Source organism: Novosphingobium sp. (assembly GCF_965214355.1).
GTDB lineage: Bacteria > Pseudomonadota > Alphaproteobacteria > Sphingomonadales > Sphingomonadaceae > Novosphingobium.
Genome location: NZ_CBDCBI010000002.1, coordinates 3,551,444 through 3,565,017, shown reverse-complemented (window position 1 = coordinate 3,565,017; position 13,574 = coordinate 3,551,444). Strand labels below are relative to the sequence as shown.

Here is a 13,574-nt window from a genome sequence, read left to right as displayed (position 1 = left end):
TGGGGCCCTGAATGGGTTGGGCCCTGAATGGGTCGGGCCCTGAACGGGTCGGGGTCTGTTTGATCGGCCAAAGGGCTGGCGCGTAAATCGATCAGACGGCGTGACCCGCCAGTGCCGCCAGCAGCAGCAACGCGACGATATTGGTGATCTTGATCATCGGGTTGACCGCGGGGCCGGCGGTGTCCTTGTAGGGGTCGCCCACGGTGTCGCCGGTGACCGCTGCCTTGTGCGCGTCGGATCCCTTGCCGCCATGATGGCCGTCCTCGATGTATTTCTTGGCATTGTCCCATGCGCCGCCGCCCGATGTCATCGAAAGGGCCACGAACAGCCCGCTGACGATCACCCCGAGCAGCAGTGCGCCCAGCGCGGCAAAGCCGTTGGCACTGCCCGCGACGAACGCGATCACGAAATACACCACCACCGGCGCCAGCACCGGCAGCAGCGACGGCACGATCATCTCCTTGATCGCCGCCTTGGTCACCAGGTCGACCGTGCGCGCATAATCGGGCCGGCTGGTCCCGAGCATGATACCGGGATTGTTGGCGAACTGGTCGCGCACGTCGATCACGACGTCACCGGCGGCGCGGCCGACCGCCGTCATGCCCATCGCGCCGAACAGATAGGGCAGCAGCGCGCCGAGTAGCAGCCCGACGATCACATAGGGATTTTCCAGGCTGAAATCGACTTTCAGCGTCGGGAAAAATTCGCGCAAGTCGGTGGTATAGGCGGCAAACAGCACCAGCGCGGCAAGGCCCGCCGATCCGATCGCATAGCCTTTGGTCACCGCCTTGGTGGTATTGCCCACCGCGTCGAGCGCATCGGTCTTTTCGCGCACGCTTTCGTCCAGTCCCGCCATTTCGGCAATCCCGCCGGCGTTGTCTGTCACCGGGCCATAGGCGTCGAGCGCCACGACCATCCCGGCCAGCGCCAGCATCGCGGTCGCGCCATAGGCAATGCCGAGCGGGCCGGCCAGCTTGTACGTGATGATCATCGCGGTGACGATCGCCAGCGCGGGCAGCGCGGTCGCTTCCATGCTGATGGCCAGGCCCTGGATGACATTGGTGCCATGGCCGGTGACAGACGCGCGCGCGATCGAGCGCACCGGGCGATAATCGGTGCCGGTGTAATATTCGGTGATCCAGATCAGCAGCCCGGTCAGCACGATGCCGACGAGCCCGGCATAAAACAGCAATTGCCCCGAAAACGCATAATCATGATCGAACGCGCGATAGGCGGTGGCCGCATACATATCACCCAGGGCGAACTGCATCGCGAACCAGATCGCCGGCACCGACAACACGGCAGTCACCAGGAACCCCTTGTACATCGCGCCCATGATGTTGTTGGACTTGCCCAGTTTGACGAAAAACGTGCCGATGATCGACGTCAGGATGCACACCCCGCCGATCAGCAGCGGCACACACATCAGCGACAGCAGATTGGGCGCGTTCTTGACCAGCAGTGCGGTCATGATCATCGTCGCGCCAAAGGTGACGACATAGGTTTCGAACAGATCGGCGGCCATGCCGGCGCAATCGCCGACATTGTCTCCGACGTTGTCGGCAATCACGGCGGGGTTGCGCGGGTCGTCCTCGGGAATATCCGCCTCGACCTTGCCGACCAGGTCGGCGCCGACATCGGCCGCTTTCGTGAATATCCCGCCGCCCAGGCGCGCAAAGATCGACACGAGCGATGCACCCAGCGCCAGCGTGGTCAATGCGGTGACCACTGGACGACTGTCGGGCAGATAGCCGCCCGGCCCGATCAGATACCAGAAAAACCCCGCCAGCGCAATCAGCGCCAGCCCGGCCACGAGCATTCCGGTGATCGCGCCCGCGCGGAATGCCAGCGTCAGACCCGCCTGCAACCCGCGTTGCGCGGCGGCGGCGGTGCGCACATTGGCGCGGACCGAGACATTCATGCCGATGAACCCGGTCGCGCCCGACAGCGTTGCGCCGATGACGAAACCGACAGCCGCGATCGGCCCGAGGAACAGCAACACGATGACGGCCACGATCACGCCGACCAGCGCGATCGCACGATACTGTCGCTTCAGATAGGCCTGGGCGCCTTCCTGGATCGCGCCTGCGATATCCTGCATCGTCTGGTTGCCGGCCGGCGCGCTCAGCACCTGTTGCCCGATGACAAAGCCATAGACGATGGCCAGCAAGCCAAAGCCGATCGAAATCCCAATCAAGTTCATGCCCGTCATCATCACCGTGCCATCCCCTGTTTGTCCCGACCCGCATCTGCCCCGGGCAGGATGCAAAACGGCGCCTCTTTCGTTGCGAAGAGATGGAGCGAGGCTACGGATTTATTCCTGTCCGGCAAGCATTTCGTTGAAATCACTCAAGTCGTTGCTAGTTGTGCGCATATCCCAGTGGACCTTGCGGCACTGCACCATCGACCAAGATACTGTGGCCGCAAAAGACTTCGACGCTGCCTATTGCGTGTGCGATGCAATCAGGCGCGCGATTTGCGGGCAGGGTAAACAACAATTCATAGTCGTCGCCCCAGGTCATCGCATGGTGCCGGCGCGCTGTCGGCAGGGATTCGGGGAAAGGGACCCGCGCACTCGTGATGGCCAGTGTGGCCCCGCTGGCCACGGCCATGCGCTGCGCATCGATCAGCAAACCGTCGGACACATCCATCATCGCGCCGACGTGCGGCGCCAGCAGGCGCCCTTCGCGCAATCGCGGCGCCGGGCGGCGAAATGCAGATGTGTCGACCCCCGTCACATTGTCGCGCAACGCTTCAAACCCCAGCATCGCGGCGCCCACCGGCCCCGTGATCCAGACCCCGTCGCCCGGCCGGGCGCCCCCGCGCGACGGCACCGGATCGCATGTTGCCCGGCCCAGCGCGGTCAGGCCGTGACTGCGCGCCAGCGCGGGCGCGGTCACGGTATCGCCGCCCAGCAGCGGCACGCCGAACGCGGCCAACGCCTCGCCAAGGCCCAGCGCAAAGCGCGCATCATCGGGCCCGAGCGCATAGCCGAGCAGCACGCCGACCGGTTCGGCGCCTTTGGCCGCCAGGTCGGACATGTTGGTCGCGATCAGTTTCCAGGCCACGTCGGCCTCGTCCTGCCCGCGCAGCCAGTGGACGCCCTCGACCATCATGTCATGCGTGATCACCAGCGTTTCGCTGCCGAATGCGATCACTGCCGCGTCATCGGCCAGCGCGCGCGCCGCCGGATCGGGCGCCAGCGCACGCATCAGCGCGATAAAGCGGGACTCCGTACTCGCCATCGCCGCATCTCTTTCGCTGGATGTCGCACCGGTTGCGTACGGGGCGGTGCCACACGCGGCGATGCGGCGCAATCGGCTTGACCAATGTGTGCAGCGTGCTTAATCGCTCACTTAAATCAGACTTATCAGCAGGAGTCGTAGCGGAAATGGGTACAGCCTATATTGTCGACGCCGTGCGCACAGCCGGTGGACGCCGCAATGGTCGGCTGTCCGGGGTCCACCCGGTAGACCTGGCCGCGACCGCGCTCGATGCGCTGGTTGCGCGCACCGGCATCGATCCTGCCGCGGTCGAGGATGTGATCATGGGCTGTGTCAGCCAGGGCGGGCAACAGGCCGGGCAAGTCGGGCGCAATGCCGTGCTCGCGTCGAAACTGCTGCCCGAGACGACGCCGGCGGTCACGATCGACCGGCAGTGCGGATCGTCGCAGCAGGCGATCCAGTTCGCAGCGCAAGCGGTGATGTCGGGGACGCAGGACGTGGTCATTGCCGCCGGCATCGAAAGCATGTCGCGCGTGCCGATGGGCAGCACCGGTGCGTTTCATCTGAAGGAAGGCCTGGGTTACTACAAATCGCCCGGGCTTGAGGAAAAATACCCCGGTATTCTGTGGTCGCAGTTCGACGGCGCCGAAATGATCGTGAAGAAACACGGGTTTTCCAAGGACCAGCTCGACCGGTTTGCGCTGGCCAGCCATCACAAGGCGATCGCTGCAACGCAGGCGGGCGCATTTTCGGGCGAAATCGTGCCGGTCGGGATCGAGACGGCCGACGGCCCCGCAACGCATACCGTCGATGAAGGCATCCGCTTCGACGCGACGATCGAAAGCATCGCCGGCGTCAAGCTGATGATGCCGGGCGGATCGTTGACTGCGGCCAGCGCCAGCCAGATCTGCGATGGCGCCAGCGCCGCGCTGATCGTGTCGGAAGCGGCGCTGAAACGTTATGACCTGACTCCGCTGGCGCGCATCCACACCCTGACCGTGACCGCGGGCGATCCGGTCATCATGCTCGAGGAACCGCTGTTTGCGACCGACCGGGCGCTGGCGCGGGCGGGCATGACCATCGGCGATATCGACCTGTACGAAGTGAACGAGGCGTTTGCGTCGGTGCCGATGGCCTGGCTAAAGCATACCGGCGCAGATCCCGAGCGGCTGAACGTCAACGGCGGCGCGATCGCGCTGGGCCATCCGCTCGGCGCGTCGGGGACGAAGCTGATGGCGACATTGCTGCACGCGTTGAAGGCGCGCGGTCTGAAATACGGGCTGCAGACGATGTGCGAAGGTGGCGGCGTCGCCAATGTGACGATCGTCGAGATGGTCTGATGAACAACGCGGGGAAGGATCCGTTTTGGCAATGAACGACAGCGAAATGACCGCAAGATCGGCGTTACCCGCAGAGCCGGCCGAACAGCAGGGTGCGCGCGACCTGCTGCTTGCGACCGCATCGCAGATCATGCGCGATGGCGACCAGGTCGATATCTCGCTGTCCGAACTGTCGCTGCGATCGGGGCTGAATTCGGCGCTGGTCAAATATTACTTCGGCAACAAGGCGGGCATGCTGGCCGCGCTGCTCGATCGCGACATGGTGGCGATCGTCCGCTCGGTCGAGGCGCTGATGGCGCGCGACGACATGCCGCCCGAGGAAAAGCTGCGCCGCCATATCAGCCGTTGCATCGATACCTATTACGCGGTGCCCTATCTCAACCGCCTGCTGATGCGGCTGGTGCGCGACAGCGACGATGACGAGGCGCGGCGGGTCGCGGACAAATACCTGACTCCGCTGCGCGTGTTCTATGACAGCCTGATCAGCGCGGGCGTGGCGCAGGGTGTGTTTCGCCAGGTCGATCCGCAGCTGTTCTATTTCACCGTCACCGGCGCGGCGGACCGGTTCTTTTCCGCACGGCTGGTGTTGCGCCATTGCTATGGTGAGGAGCCGCTGTCCGAGGAACTGCGCGACCGCTACCGCGAGCACACCGTCGATTTCATCATGGCGGGGATTTCCGCGCATGGCTGAGGGGGCGCGCGCAAGGTAATTATACGTTGGGGCCGGTTTGCCGAAGGATAGTTTCGCTTGCAACGTGCGGGACAGTCGATAATGACGTCGGCGATGCCCGGTTCCAAAAGTCGCCTTGCTCATTTCCTGCCGTACCGGATGGCAGTGACGTCCAATGCGGTGTCGAGTCACATCGCCGAGGAATACGGCGAACGGTTCGGGCTGAAGATTCCCGAATGGCGGATCATGGCGATCCTGGGCGATACCGGCGCGCAGACCCAGCGTGATCTGGTGCGCGCGACGCTGATGGACAAAGTCGCGGTCAACCGCGCGTGCAAGGCGCTTGACGACCGCGGGTATCTGCGGCGCAGCCCCAATGCCGCCGACGGCCGGTCGCACCATCTGGAACTGACCGAAGAGGGGCAGGCGATCTATGGCCAGATCTGGCCGCAGGCCTATAGCGCCTACGAACAGATATTTGCCGTGCTGACGCCGCGCGACACCGAGCGCCTGACCGAACTGCTGCAGAAACTGATGCAGTCGGTGCGCAGCATCGAGGCCGGGGCCGAAGCGCGCGCACGGCGCAAGGCCTAGCTGCACCTCCGTCCCTCCCCTGACGGGGAGAGCTGCAGGCTACCCCATTTTCTTGTTCAGGAAGTTGTCGCTGATCGAACAGGCGGCGGGGCCCAGGATCACCACGAACAGCGTGGGCAGGATGAACAGGATCAGCGGCACGGTCATGATTGCGGGCAGGCGCGCGGCCTTTTCCTCGGCGCGCATCATGCGTTCGTTGCGGAATTCGGCCGACAACACACGCAGCGCCGATGCCAGCGGCGTGCCGTAGCGTTCGGTCTGGATCATCGTCGTGGTCACGCCGCGCATTGCTTCCAGATTGACGCGATAGGCCAGGTTTTCAAACGCGCTGCGCCGATCGGTCAGGAACGACAGTTCGATCGCGGTCAGCGAGAATTCGTCGCCCAGTTCTGGATAGGCACGGCCCAGTTCACGCGCGACGCGGGCGAATGCCGCGTCGACAGTCAAGCCTGCCTCGGCGCAGATGACCAGCAGGTCGAGCGCGTCGGGCAGGCCCCTGCGCACTTCCTTGGTGCGCTTGCCGACGAGGTTGGACACATAGATGTCGGGCAATTTGTAGGCAAATACGAGCATCGCCGCGAACGCGCCGAATTTCTTGTAATCCGGCCACAGCGGAAAATAGTTTACGCCATAGATCATGATCGCGGCCAGGCCGCCGATCACGATCGGGCAGATCATCCGCGCCAGAATGATCGCAACAGCCCATTCCTTCTTGCGGATGCCGGCCTGCGCCAGTTTCTGTTGCGCGGCCTTGACCTGGCTGTCCTGCAGCACGCTGAGCCGCGACAGGAACGACCGGATGCGATCGGTGGTGTCGTTGCGGCGCACGATGCTCTGGCGCTTGCGGCTGGCGGCGACGACGATGCCGGCCTTCAGCTCTTCGCGCCGTTCATTCAGCGCCTTGACCCGCTTGACCATCGGATCGCGGATCGTGACCGCGGTATAGATCGCAAACACCACCATGACGGCGGCAAGGCCTGCCATCATCGACCCGACCATGATGACGTCGACGCCCATCAGCGTGGGGTGGTGCACTCCGGCGGCGGCGTTGAATGATGCGCTCATGGCTGCGGCCTCAGATTTCGAAGTTGATCATTTTTTTCATGATGAACGCGCCGGTCGAGAGCCAGAGAAAGGCTCCGCATCCGGCAATGATCAGGCGTTCGTCAGTGAAAAAATGACCCATGTACGTGGGGTTGATCGAATAGAGCAGGCCGAACACGATGAACGGCAGCGACCCGATGATATAGGCAGATGCTTTGGATTCGGAGCTCATTGCGCTGATCTTCAGCTTCATCTGTGCGCGCTTGCGCAAGACGTCGGCCAGGTTGGCCAGCGTTTCGGCCAGGTTGCCGCCGGTTTCGCGCTGGATCGCCAGGGTGATGCAGAAAAAGCTGAATTCGGCCATGTTGAGCCGGTTGGCGGTTTCCTGCAGCGAATCGTCCATCGTCCGGCCCATGCGGATGCGATCGTTGATCAGCTTGAACTCCTCGCCGACAGGGCCCGGAAGTTCGCTCGACACCACGTGCATCGTTTCGCTGATCGGCAGGCCCGAACGCAGGCCGCGGGTCAGCAGTTCGAGCGCATCGGGAAAGCGCGTGGTAAATTTGTTGAGCCGGCGCTTGATGTGGAAATTGACCGCCATATGCGGAAAGCCCGCACCGATCACGACGCCGATCGCCAGCGCCAGTCCCAGCGATCCGCTTTTCAGCAGGATCAGCAGTGTCAGTACCGCAGTCAGGCCGATCGAGGCATACATGTATTGCGGTACGGTCCACCCCTTGCCGGTGCGGACCAGCCGCAGCCGCAGCGCTTCCTTGCGCGATTGCGATCCGGCGGTGCGATAGGCGGATGGCGCGCGCTGGGCGACAGCCTTGCGGAACTGCGCCTCGACCTTGTCGACGGCGCTGTCCGAATGGCGCAGCCGCACCGCGTGCAACCGGCGCGCGACCTGGCGGTTTGCGCTGGGTCCGCTGAACATGATCGCAATCACGCCCAGCAGGAACACCGCGCCAAAGACCAGTAGCATGATAGGCAAGGACTGCATCGCGTGACCTGCGGTTGGTGGCAAGGGATCCGCCCGGCTTCAGGCGGAAGCGGACGGGTTCATCGGATCAGGCGTTGGCGCCCGCTTTGGATTTGGTCAGCAGCTTCTTGATCGCGAAACGCTGCATCATCGAGCCCGAGCCTTTGCCCGCGCCGACGCCTGCATCGGCAGGTACGGCTTTCGCGCCCTTGCCGCCCAATTTGCCGCCCAGCTTGCCAGCAGCGCCGACCGGCGCTGCCTCCTGGTCGCCGTTGCTGGCGATGATCGTATCGACGATCGCGCGAATCGCAGTGGTCGTCTTGGCCGCGCGATTGGCACCGACGAACGTCTGCCCCAGCTTGGCCGCATTGGCCGCCGCCTTGGCATCGTGCGGGATGACGAAGCTCAGCTTGCGCTCGATCGAGGTTTCGAAATCGCTGCGGCTGATTTCGCCGACGCCTGCGGCCACCTTGTTGGCAACCGTGATCACCTTGGTGTGCGGCGCGTTCGATTTCAGCCACGACAGGATACGGATGCCGTCGCGCGCGCCCGACAGGGTAAGCTCGGTGACAACCACCACGACATGCATATTGGCCAGCAATTGCGGGAAATTGATCAGCATGTTGCGCGGCAGGTCGACCACCGTCGCCTCGAAGGCGTGACGGAATTCCTCGATCAGCTGGACGAAGGCGGTGCCATCGGTCAGCAAGGGCGAGCTGATCGGCGCTTCGGCCGACAGGATCGCCAGATTGTCGTTGGCGCGGATCATCGCGCGTTCGATGAACAGGCCGTCGATGCGGCTGGGGTTGTCGATCGCGTCGGTCAGACCGCGGCCCGGTTCCAGATCGAGCGTCAGCGCGCCGGTGCCGAAATGAACATCGAGATCGAGCAGTGCGGTCGGCATCTTGTTATCGGCGCTCAACATCCACGCAAGCGAGGTCGCAATCGTCGAGGCGCCGACGCCGCCGCGCGTACCGACGACGGCTGTCGCGATATGCGTCTTGCCGGCGGCGGCATCGCTGCCGCGCGGGGCGGCAAAAATGGCCTGTGCCTGCACCAGCGTGTCGCGCAATTGCGCGGGCGCCAGCGGCTTGAGCAGATAGTCCTGGATGCCCGAGGCGACCAGATCGCGATACAGCCGCACATCGTTGACCTGGCCGATGGCGATCACCACCGTGCCCGGCTCGCACACTTCGGCAAGGCCGTTGATATCGTTCAGCGGATCACCGCTTTCCGACAGGTCGACCATCAGGATCGAAGGGCTCGCGGCGACTGCCAGCGACTGGACTGCATTGCGCAATCCGCCCTTCATTACCTTTTCGGGCGGCCAGCCCATTTCGATGGCGACCGAGCGCAACGTATCGAGAGAGACATCATCGCACACAAAGGCGGAAAAGATGTCGCGGTTGCCGGTCTTCCATGGCGCGTTCATCGCGTGATGTCCTTATGTGCAGATGGTGCGGATTAAGCGCAGGTGACGGTTACTGGTTTGCGTTACTGGGTGTTCTGCGAAGAAATCTGTTTCAGCGCGGTGCCGCCGGTGGGCGCTTTCAGGCGATAGGCGTCGATGGCCTTGGTATTGGTCAGCACGACCGTATCGCCATTGCCGCCCTGGCCGTGGATCAGGTCTTCCTTGTTGGCGACCATCGCCGCCAGGTTGGTGTTGACCGCGCAGCCATAGTTTTTCGACGTTGCGTTGTTGTAATTGGCATCGGACTTGGCCGACCAGTCGGGACAGCCCGGCACGCTGGCAAAGGCGCGTGAGACCACGACGCGGGCATAGCCCGGCGCGATGACGCCTTCGGTAACCGGCGCGGTGCGATCGAGGATCAGGCCATAGCGGCCAGCGACTGCTTCGACCGCGACATGCGTCAGGTCGCTGTCGACAGGATCGTCGAGCCCGATGTGATCACCGAATTTCAGCCCGAGCCCGGCAAACCAGTCGTTGAGCCGGTGCTGCTGCGCAGGATCGAGCCCGCCCTGCGGCAGCGGCGCCACGTCGAGCGTGTAATTGGTGTGCTGGACGATGGGCTGATGCACGCTTTCGAGCGACGCATTGGTCGGCATGCCACCGCATGCAGACAGCATCAGGCCAAGGCCGAGCGCGGCCATGCCAAGACCGGAGCGCAGATGTGCGCGGGCGGAATGAAGCGTGAGCGTCATGACGGGTTCGCCTTTCACTGGATGCTGAAGCCGGGCTGCGTGTCTGCGCTCGCCTGCTGCTTGTTCTTTGACCGGACCTTGTCGCCCGTATCGGGCACGGTATCGGTCGTTGCGGCGCCGACTTTGGGCCCTGTTGCCGGGGGCAACGTGCCGGGCGCGTATTGCGTCGCGGGCAGTTCGGTCGGCTTTGGCCGCGTTTCGCCCTTTTTGCCGTTGGTCTCCTCGTTGCCGAGCAACTGGCGCACTGCGTCGGCAGCCTTGAAGCCATCGGTCGGCAGCGCGATCTGGTTGGCATCGACCGGTTTGACCAGGTACGGCGTGACCACGATCACCAGTTCGGTTTCGCCCTTCTGGTAATTGGTCGAGCGGAACAGCGAACCCAGCACCGGAATGTCGCCTGCGCCGGGCAGCTTGCTGATCGTGTTCTGGCTGTTGTTCTTCAACAGGCCGGCGATCATGAAGCTTTGGCCTGACCCCAGTTCGACGGTGGTTTCGGCGCGCCGCACGGTCAGCGCTGGCACCGAAAAGCCGTTGATGGTCACAGCGCCCTGGCTGCTCAGCTCCGACACTTCGGGCCGCACCCGCAGCGAAATCCGGCCATTGGCCAGAACCGTGGGCGTATAGGACAGGCTGACACCATAGTTCTTGTATTCGACCGAGGTCGCGCCAAGCCCGGTGCTGATCGGGATCGGGTATTCACCGCCCGCCAGGAATTCGGCGGTTTCACCCGACAGGGCGGTCAGGTTCGGTTCGGCCAGTGTCGACACCAGGCCGATCTGTTCGCCAAGGTTGAGTGCCGCCAGCAGGTTGAGCCCGAGCAATTTGCCCGTCAGGCCGATCGTGCTGCCGATCTGGCCGGCTGTCACGCCGATGCCGGCGGTCGAGGTCAGGCCCAGCGGATTGGTCGCGGTGACGTTGGTGGGCACCGGGATATAGGCGCTGGCCTGTGTCCCGACGCCCAGCGGTACGGCGGTGTTCCCGGATGCGAAAAAGTTCGATCCCTGGCCGATGCCGTACTGGAAACCGCCGGCCGTCGTCGAAACGCTGGCCAGGTTGGTGCTGATGCTGCGCGTCAGCGACCGGCTGACTTCGGCAATCCGAACGCTCAGGTTGACCTGCAGCGGGGTCGCCATTTTCAGGCGGCTGATCACGACGGTCTTTTCGCCGACGAACGCCTTGGTCAGGCGTTCGGCCTCGGCTGCGTCTTCGGGTGCGGCAACGATGCCGGTCAGAAGCACGGTGTTGTTCATCGTCGTCGTGACGATCCGTGCATCGGGCATCGCCATGCGCAGCATCTGTTCCACGCTGTCGAGATTGGTGCCGACGCGGATGTTGGACGACCACACGATTTCGCCGCGGGCGTTGCTGGCATAGACCGTGGTTTCGCCGCCGGTCTTGCCGAACACATACAGCTGGTTGCCCGATTTGACCTGGACATCGGCAACCGTGTCATTGGCGACGAACACGTCGGTCATGTTCGATGGCAGCGTGACCAGTTCGCCGCGGCCGATGCCGAGCGCCATGGAGCGGGCGGGTGCGGTGATGCCGGGCGTGCCCAGCATGACCGGCGGCGTCGCATTCGAATGGCGCCGGGGCATGCCTGACCATTTTTGGTGCAGGTCGGCCTTTGCCGCCAGCGGAGCGACCAGGGCCGGCAGCGCAGCGACAGCCGCCATGCCGAGCGCCGATGTTAGCAAACGCAGTTTCATCGTCTTGCCTTTCGCGCCGGGAAGGACGCTGGGTTGAATGCGGCGCATGATCAGAGCACTCCCATCGGGCCAACGGCGACGATCCGCGGCACCGGCGCAACCGGCACTTCGATCGTTTCCTTGCCGCGCGTCACGCGCACCGTGGGGCCGCGATGAACCACGGGGCCGGCCGATACGCCGGGTGCGGCAGGCGCCATTGCGGGATGTTCGTTCACACCGTTGATCGTGGCGGCGGTCGGCATCGTCTTGCGCTGAAAGCGCGAGACGTCGCCGCCGGTGACAAAGCTGGTCGACTTGTCGACAGGCTTGGCGATCGCGGCTTTCAGCAGGCTGTCTTCCTCGGCCTTGCTGGCGCCGTGGGGCACCTTGACCTGGCCCGAGGCGACCACCTGTTCCAGCTCGGCCGAATTGTCGGCGATCGAGCGCAGTGACAGGCTGATCGTGCCGATCGATTCGGCAACCGACAGCTCTTCGGCGATCTTGGGCGTGGTTTCGACCGTGACCAGGCTGAAACCCTTGACGCGGGTCTTGCCCTCGACCGTTTCCTGATCGGTGGACTGGTCGGTGGCGAGCACGCGCAGGTTCTTGAGAATGGTTTCGGTGGCGCGCAGCGGTTGCGTCTCGCCGGTGCCCGGCGCGACCGTCTGCGTCAGCAGCAGGTCGACATGGTCACCGGGAAACACGAAGCCGGCTACTCCGGTGCGGCTGCTGACCGGGATGGTCACCGCGCGCATGCCGGGCCCGAGCGCAGCGGCCAGGAAGCCGCGATCACCTGGCGCAACCAGCGATCCGGTGGTCATCGGCTGGCCCGCAGTGACCGGGTTCTTGACCACCGTGCCGAGCAGCTTGGTCATGTCGGTCTTGTCCTGGATGAAATAGGCATCCTGGACCAGATCGCGCGGCCATGGCTGAAACGAGACCGAATCGGCGGTGATGATGGTGCCGATGGGCAGGGCGCGCTGGGCGACCAGCACTTTGGGTCCGTCGAGGATTTTGGCCGCGGCTGCGGCTTGCGGCGCGGCGGCGCCGATCAGCATGGCGCGGGCAAGCAGGCTCGTGACGATTGCCACGAACAAGGCCCCAACCAGCAGTAGCAGCTTCTTCCTGTCCATGACTTGCGTGTCCTGCCCTTGTTATTCGAACGCCGTAATGATGCGCCAAATTGGTTAAGAATGGCCTATTTGGTTTTTGCGCGGTTCAATGACCCGCTGGCCGGTGCGCTTGCGACGGCGCTGCCGGGGTCGGTGATGCCGGGTTTGAAGATGGTGAATTTGCCGCCTGGACCATGATGGCCGGCTGGGCGTGATTGGCGTGCACCCCTGCCGATCCATCATGCCAGTGCGCGGCATCCGCGCTGGCCAGAGTCCACAACCCCCCCACCGCGATTGCCACGCCATAAGGAATTTTGAGGCGGCCGGTCTGGCGGCGCGAAATGTGCCACATGCCCAGCGCCACGGTGAGCACGCCACCGGCGATCGCCATGATCAGCAACAGCCGCATGAACAGCATCGCAGGCAGCCAAAGCGCCAATGCCGTCAACAACTTGACATCGCCGCCACCCATCGCGCGGATCGCAAACAAGCCCGCGAGCACGACAAATGTCGCCAGCGCCAGACCCAGTTGCAGCGCCATGCCCGGCCACACCGACAACCCCGTCGCCCACCAGAATAGCGGTGCGCCCAAAGCGATCGCGGCATTGAGCCAGTTGTCGATCTGGCGGCGGCGGATATCGGTAAAGGCGGCAATCAGCAGCGCGATTGCCAAGGCCCCGACCAGTCCGTAAACGATGGATGTTCCCTGCATGACGGGTCTTATGCGGGACAATCACTTACCAAATAGTAACCAAGG

The 13,574-nt window shown here is 63.9% G+C and carries 11 protein-coding genes and 1 pseudogene; 3 read left to right on the top strand and 9 right to left on the bottom strand.

What is annotated here, in order from left to right; translation table 11 throughout:
- Window positions 1-91 precede the first annotated feature (91 nt).
- Window positions 92-2,203 (bottom strand): sodium-translocating pyrophosphatase, encoded by a 2,112-nt coding sequence (locus ACOOE2_RS16395; protein ID WP_420384064.1) that lies wholly within the window; start codon window positions 2,201-2,203, stop codon window positions 92-94.
- A gap of 157 nt (window positions 2,204-2,360) precedes the next feature.
- A complete protein-coding gene (gene thiL / locus ACOOE2_RS16390) occupies window positions 2,361-3,245 on the bottom strand; it encodes a thiamine-phosphate kinase (RefSeq protein ID WP_420384063.1) in 885 nt (294 codons plus the stop codon).
- Window positions 3,246-3,391: 146 nt separating this feature from the next.
- Here thiL and ACOOE2_RS16385 point away from each other — a divergent pair, with 146 nt between their 5' ends.
- The 3 genes from ACOOE2_RS16385 to ACOOE2_RS16375 all read left to right on the top strand — a co-directional run bounded on the left by ACOOE2_RS16385 (window position 3,392) and on the right by ACOOE2_RS16375 (window position 5,828).
- Window positions 3,392-4,564, top strand: coding sequence for an acetyl-CoA C-acetyltransferase (locus ACOOE2_RS16385; protein ID WP_420384062.1), 1,173 nt, complete (start codon window positions 3,392-3,394; stop codon window positions 4,562-4,564).
- 31 nt (window positions 4,565-4,595) lie between these two features.
- The gene (locus tag ACOOE2_RS16380) at window positions 4,596-5,255 is read left to right on the top strand and encodes a TetR family transcriptional regulator (RefSeq protein ID WP_420384061.1); all 660 of its coding nucleotides are present in this window, start codon (window positions 4,596-4,598) and stop codon (window positions 5,253-5,255) included.
- A gap of 93 nt (window positions 5,256-5,348) precedes the next feature.
- Window positions 5,349-5,828, top strand: coding sequence for a MarR family winged helix-turn-helix transcriptional regulator (locus ACOOE2_RS16375; protein ID WP_420384060.1), 480 nt, complete (start codon window positions 5,349-5,351; stop codon window positions 5,826-5,828).
- Between the two features lie 39 nt (window positions 5,829-5,867).
- Here ACOOE2_RS16375 and ACOOE2_RS16370 read toward each other — a convergent pair whose 3' ends face one another.
- The 7 genes and pseudogenes from ACOOE2_RS16370 to ACOOE2_RS16340 form a co-directional block, all read right to left on the bottom strand.
- Window positions 5,868-6,893, bottom strand: a complete 1,026-nt coding sequence (locus ACOOE2_RS16370; protein ID WP_420384059.1) for a type II secretion system F family protein — start codon at window positions 6,891-6,893, stop codon at window positions 5,868-5,870.
- A 10-nt stretch (window positions 6,894-6,903) separates the two neighbouring features.
- Window positions 6,904-7,875, bottom strand: coding sequence for a type II secretion system F family protein (locus ACOOE2_RS16365; protein ID WP_420384058.1), 972 nt, complete (start codon window positions 7,873-7,875; stop codon window positions 6,904-6,906).
- Window positions 7,876-7,942: 67 nt separating this feature from the next.
- Window positions 7,943-9,286: a pilus assembly protein CpaE gene (locus tag ACOOE2_RS16360; protein ID WP_420384057.1), complete on the bottom strand. Its 1,344-nt coding sequence runs from the start codon at window positions 9,284-9,286 to the stop codon at window positions 7,943-7,945.
- A gap of 62 nt (window positions 9,287-9,348) precedes the next feature.
- Window positions 9,349-10,017 (bottom strand): CpaD family pilus assembly protein, encoded by a 669-nt coding sequence (locus ACOOE2_RS16355; protein WP_420384056.1) that lies wholly within the window; start codon window positions 10,015-10,017, stop codon window positions 9,349-9,351.
- Between the two features lie 14 nt (window positions 10,018-10,031).
- The gene (locus ACOOE2_RS16350; protein WP_420384055.1) at window positions 10,032-11,726 is read right to left on the bottom strand and encodes a type II and III secretion system protein family protein; all 1,695 of its coding nucleotides are present in this window, start codon (window positions 11,724-11,726) and stop codon (window positions 10,032-10,034) included.
- Between the two features lie 50 nt (window positions 11,727-11,776).
- The gene (gene cpaB / locus ACOOE2_RS16345; RefSeq protein WP_420384054.1) at window positions 11,777-12,838 is read right to left on the bottom strand and encodes a Flp pilus assembly protein CpaB; all 1,062 of its coding nucleotides are present in this window, start codon (window positions 12,836-12,838) and stop codon (window positions 11,777-11,779) included.
- A gap of 241 nt (window positions 12,839-13,079) precedes the next feature.
- Window positions 13,080-13,529 (bottom strand): annotated as a pseudogene (locus tag ACOOE2_RS16340) (A24 family peptidase); the annotation flags it as partial.
- Window positions 13,530-13,574: the final 45 nt, after the last annotated feature.

Bases quoted from the DNA above. Each gene is read 5' to 3' on its own strand.
- ACOOE2_RS16360 (WP_420384057.1), bottom strand. From the start codon at position 9,286: ATGAACGCGCCATGGAAGACCGGCAACCGCGACATCTTTTCCGCCTTT.
- ACOOE2_RS16350 (WP_420384055.1), bottom strand. From the start codon at position 11,726: ATGAAACTGCGTTTGCTAACATCGGCGCTCGGCATGGCGGCTGTCGCT.
- ACOOE2_RS16365 (WP_420384058.1), bottom strand. From the start codon at position 7,875: ATGCAGTCCTTGCCTATCATGCTACTGGTCTTTGGCGCGGTGTTCCTG.
- cpaB (WP_420384054.1), bottom strand. From the start codon at position 12,838: ATGGACAGGAAGAAGCTGCTACTGCTGGTTGGGGCCTTGTTCGTGGCA.
- thiL (WP_420384063.1), bottom strand. From the start codon at position 3,245: ATGGCGAGTACGGAGTCCCGCTTTATCGCGCTGATGCGTGCGCTGGCG.
- ACOOE2_RS16395 (WP_420384064.1), bottom strand. From the start codon at position 2,203: ATGAACTTGATTGGGATTTCGATCGGCTTTGGCTTGCTGGCCATCGTC.
- ACOOE2_RS16380 (WP_420384061.1), top strand. From the start codon at position 4,596: ATGAACGACAGCGAAATGACCGCAAGATCGGCGTTACCCGCAGAGCCG.
- ACOOE2_RS16370 (WP_420384059.1), bottom strand. From the start codon at position 6,893: ATGAGCGCATCATTCAACGCCGCCGCCGGAGTGCACCACCCCACGCTG.
- ACOOE2_RS16385 (WP_420384062.1), top strand. From the start codon at position 3,392: ATGGGTACAGCCTATATTGTCGACGCCGTGCGCACAGCCGGTGGACGC.
- ACOOE2_RS16355 (WP_420384056.1), bottom strand. From the start codon at position 10,017: ATGACGCTCACGCTTCATTCCGCCCGCGCACATCTGCGCTCCGGTCTT.
- ACOOE2_RS16375 (WP_420384060.1), top strand. From the start codon at position 5,349: ATGCCCGGTTCCAAAAGTCGCCTTGCTCATTTCCTGCCGTACCGGATG.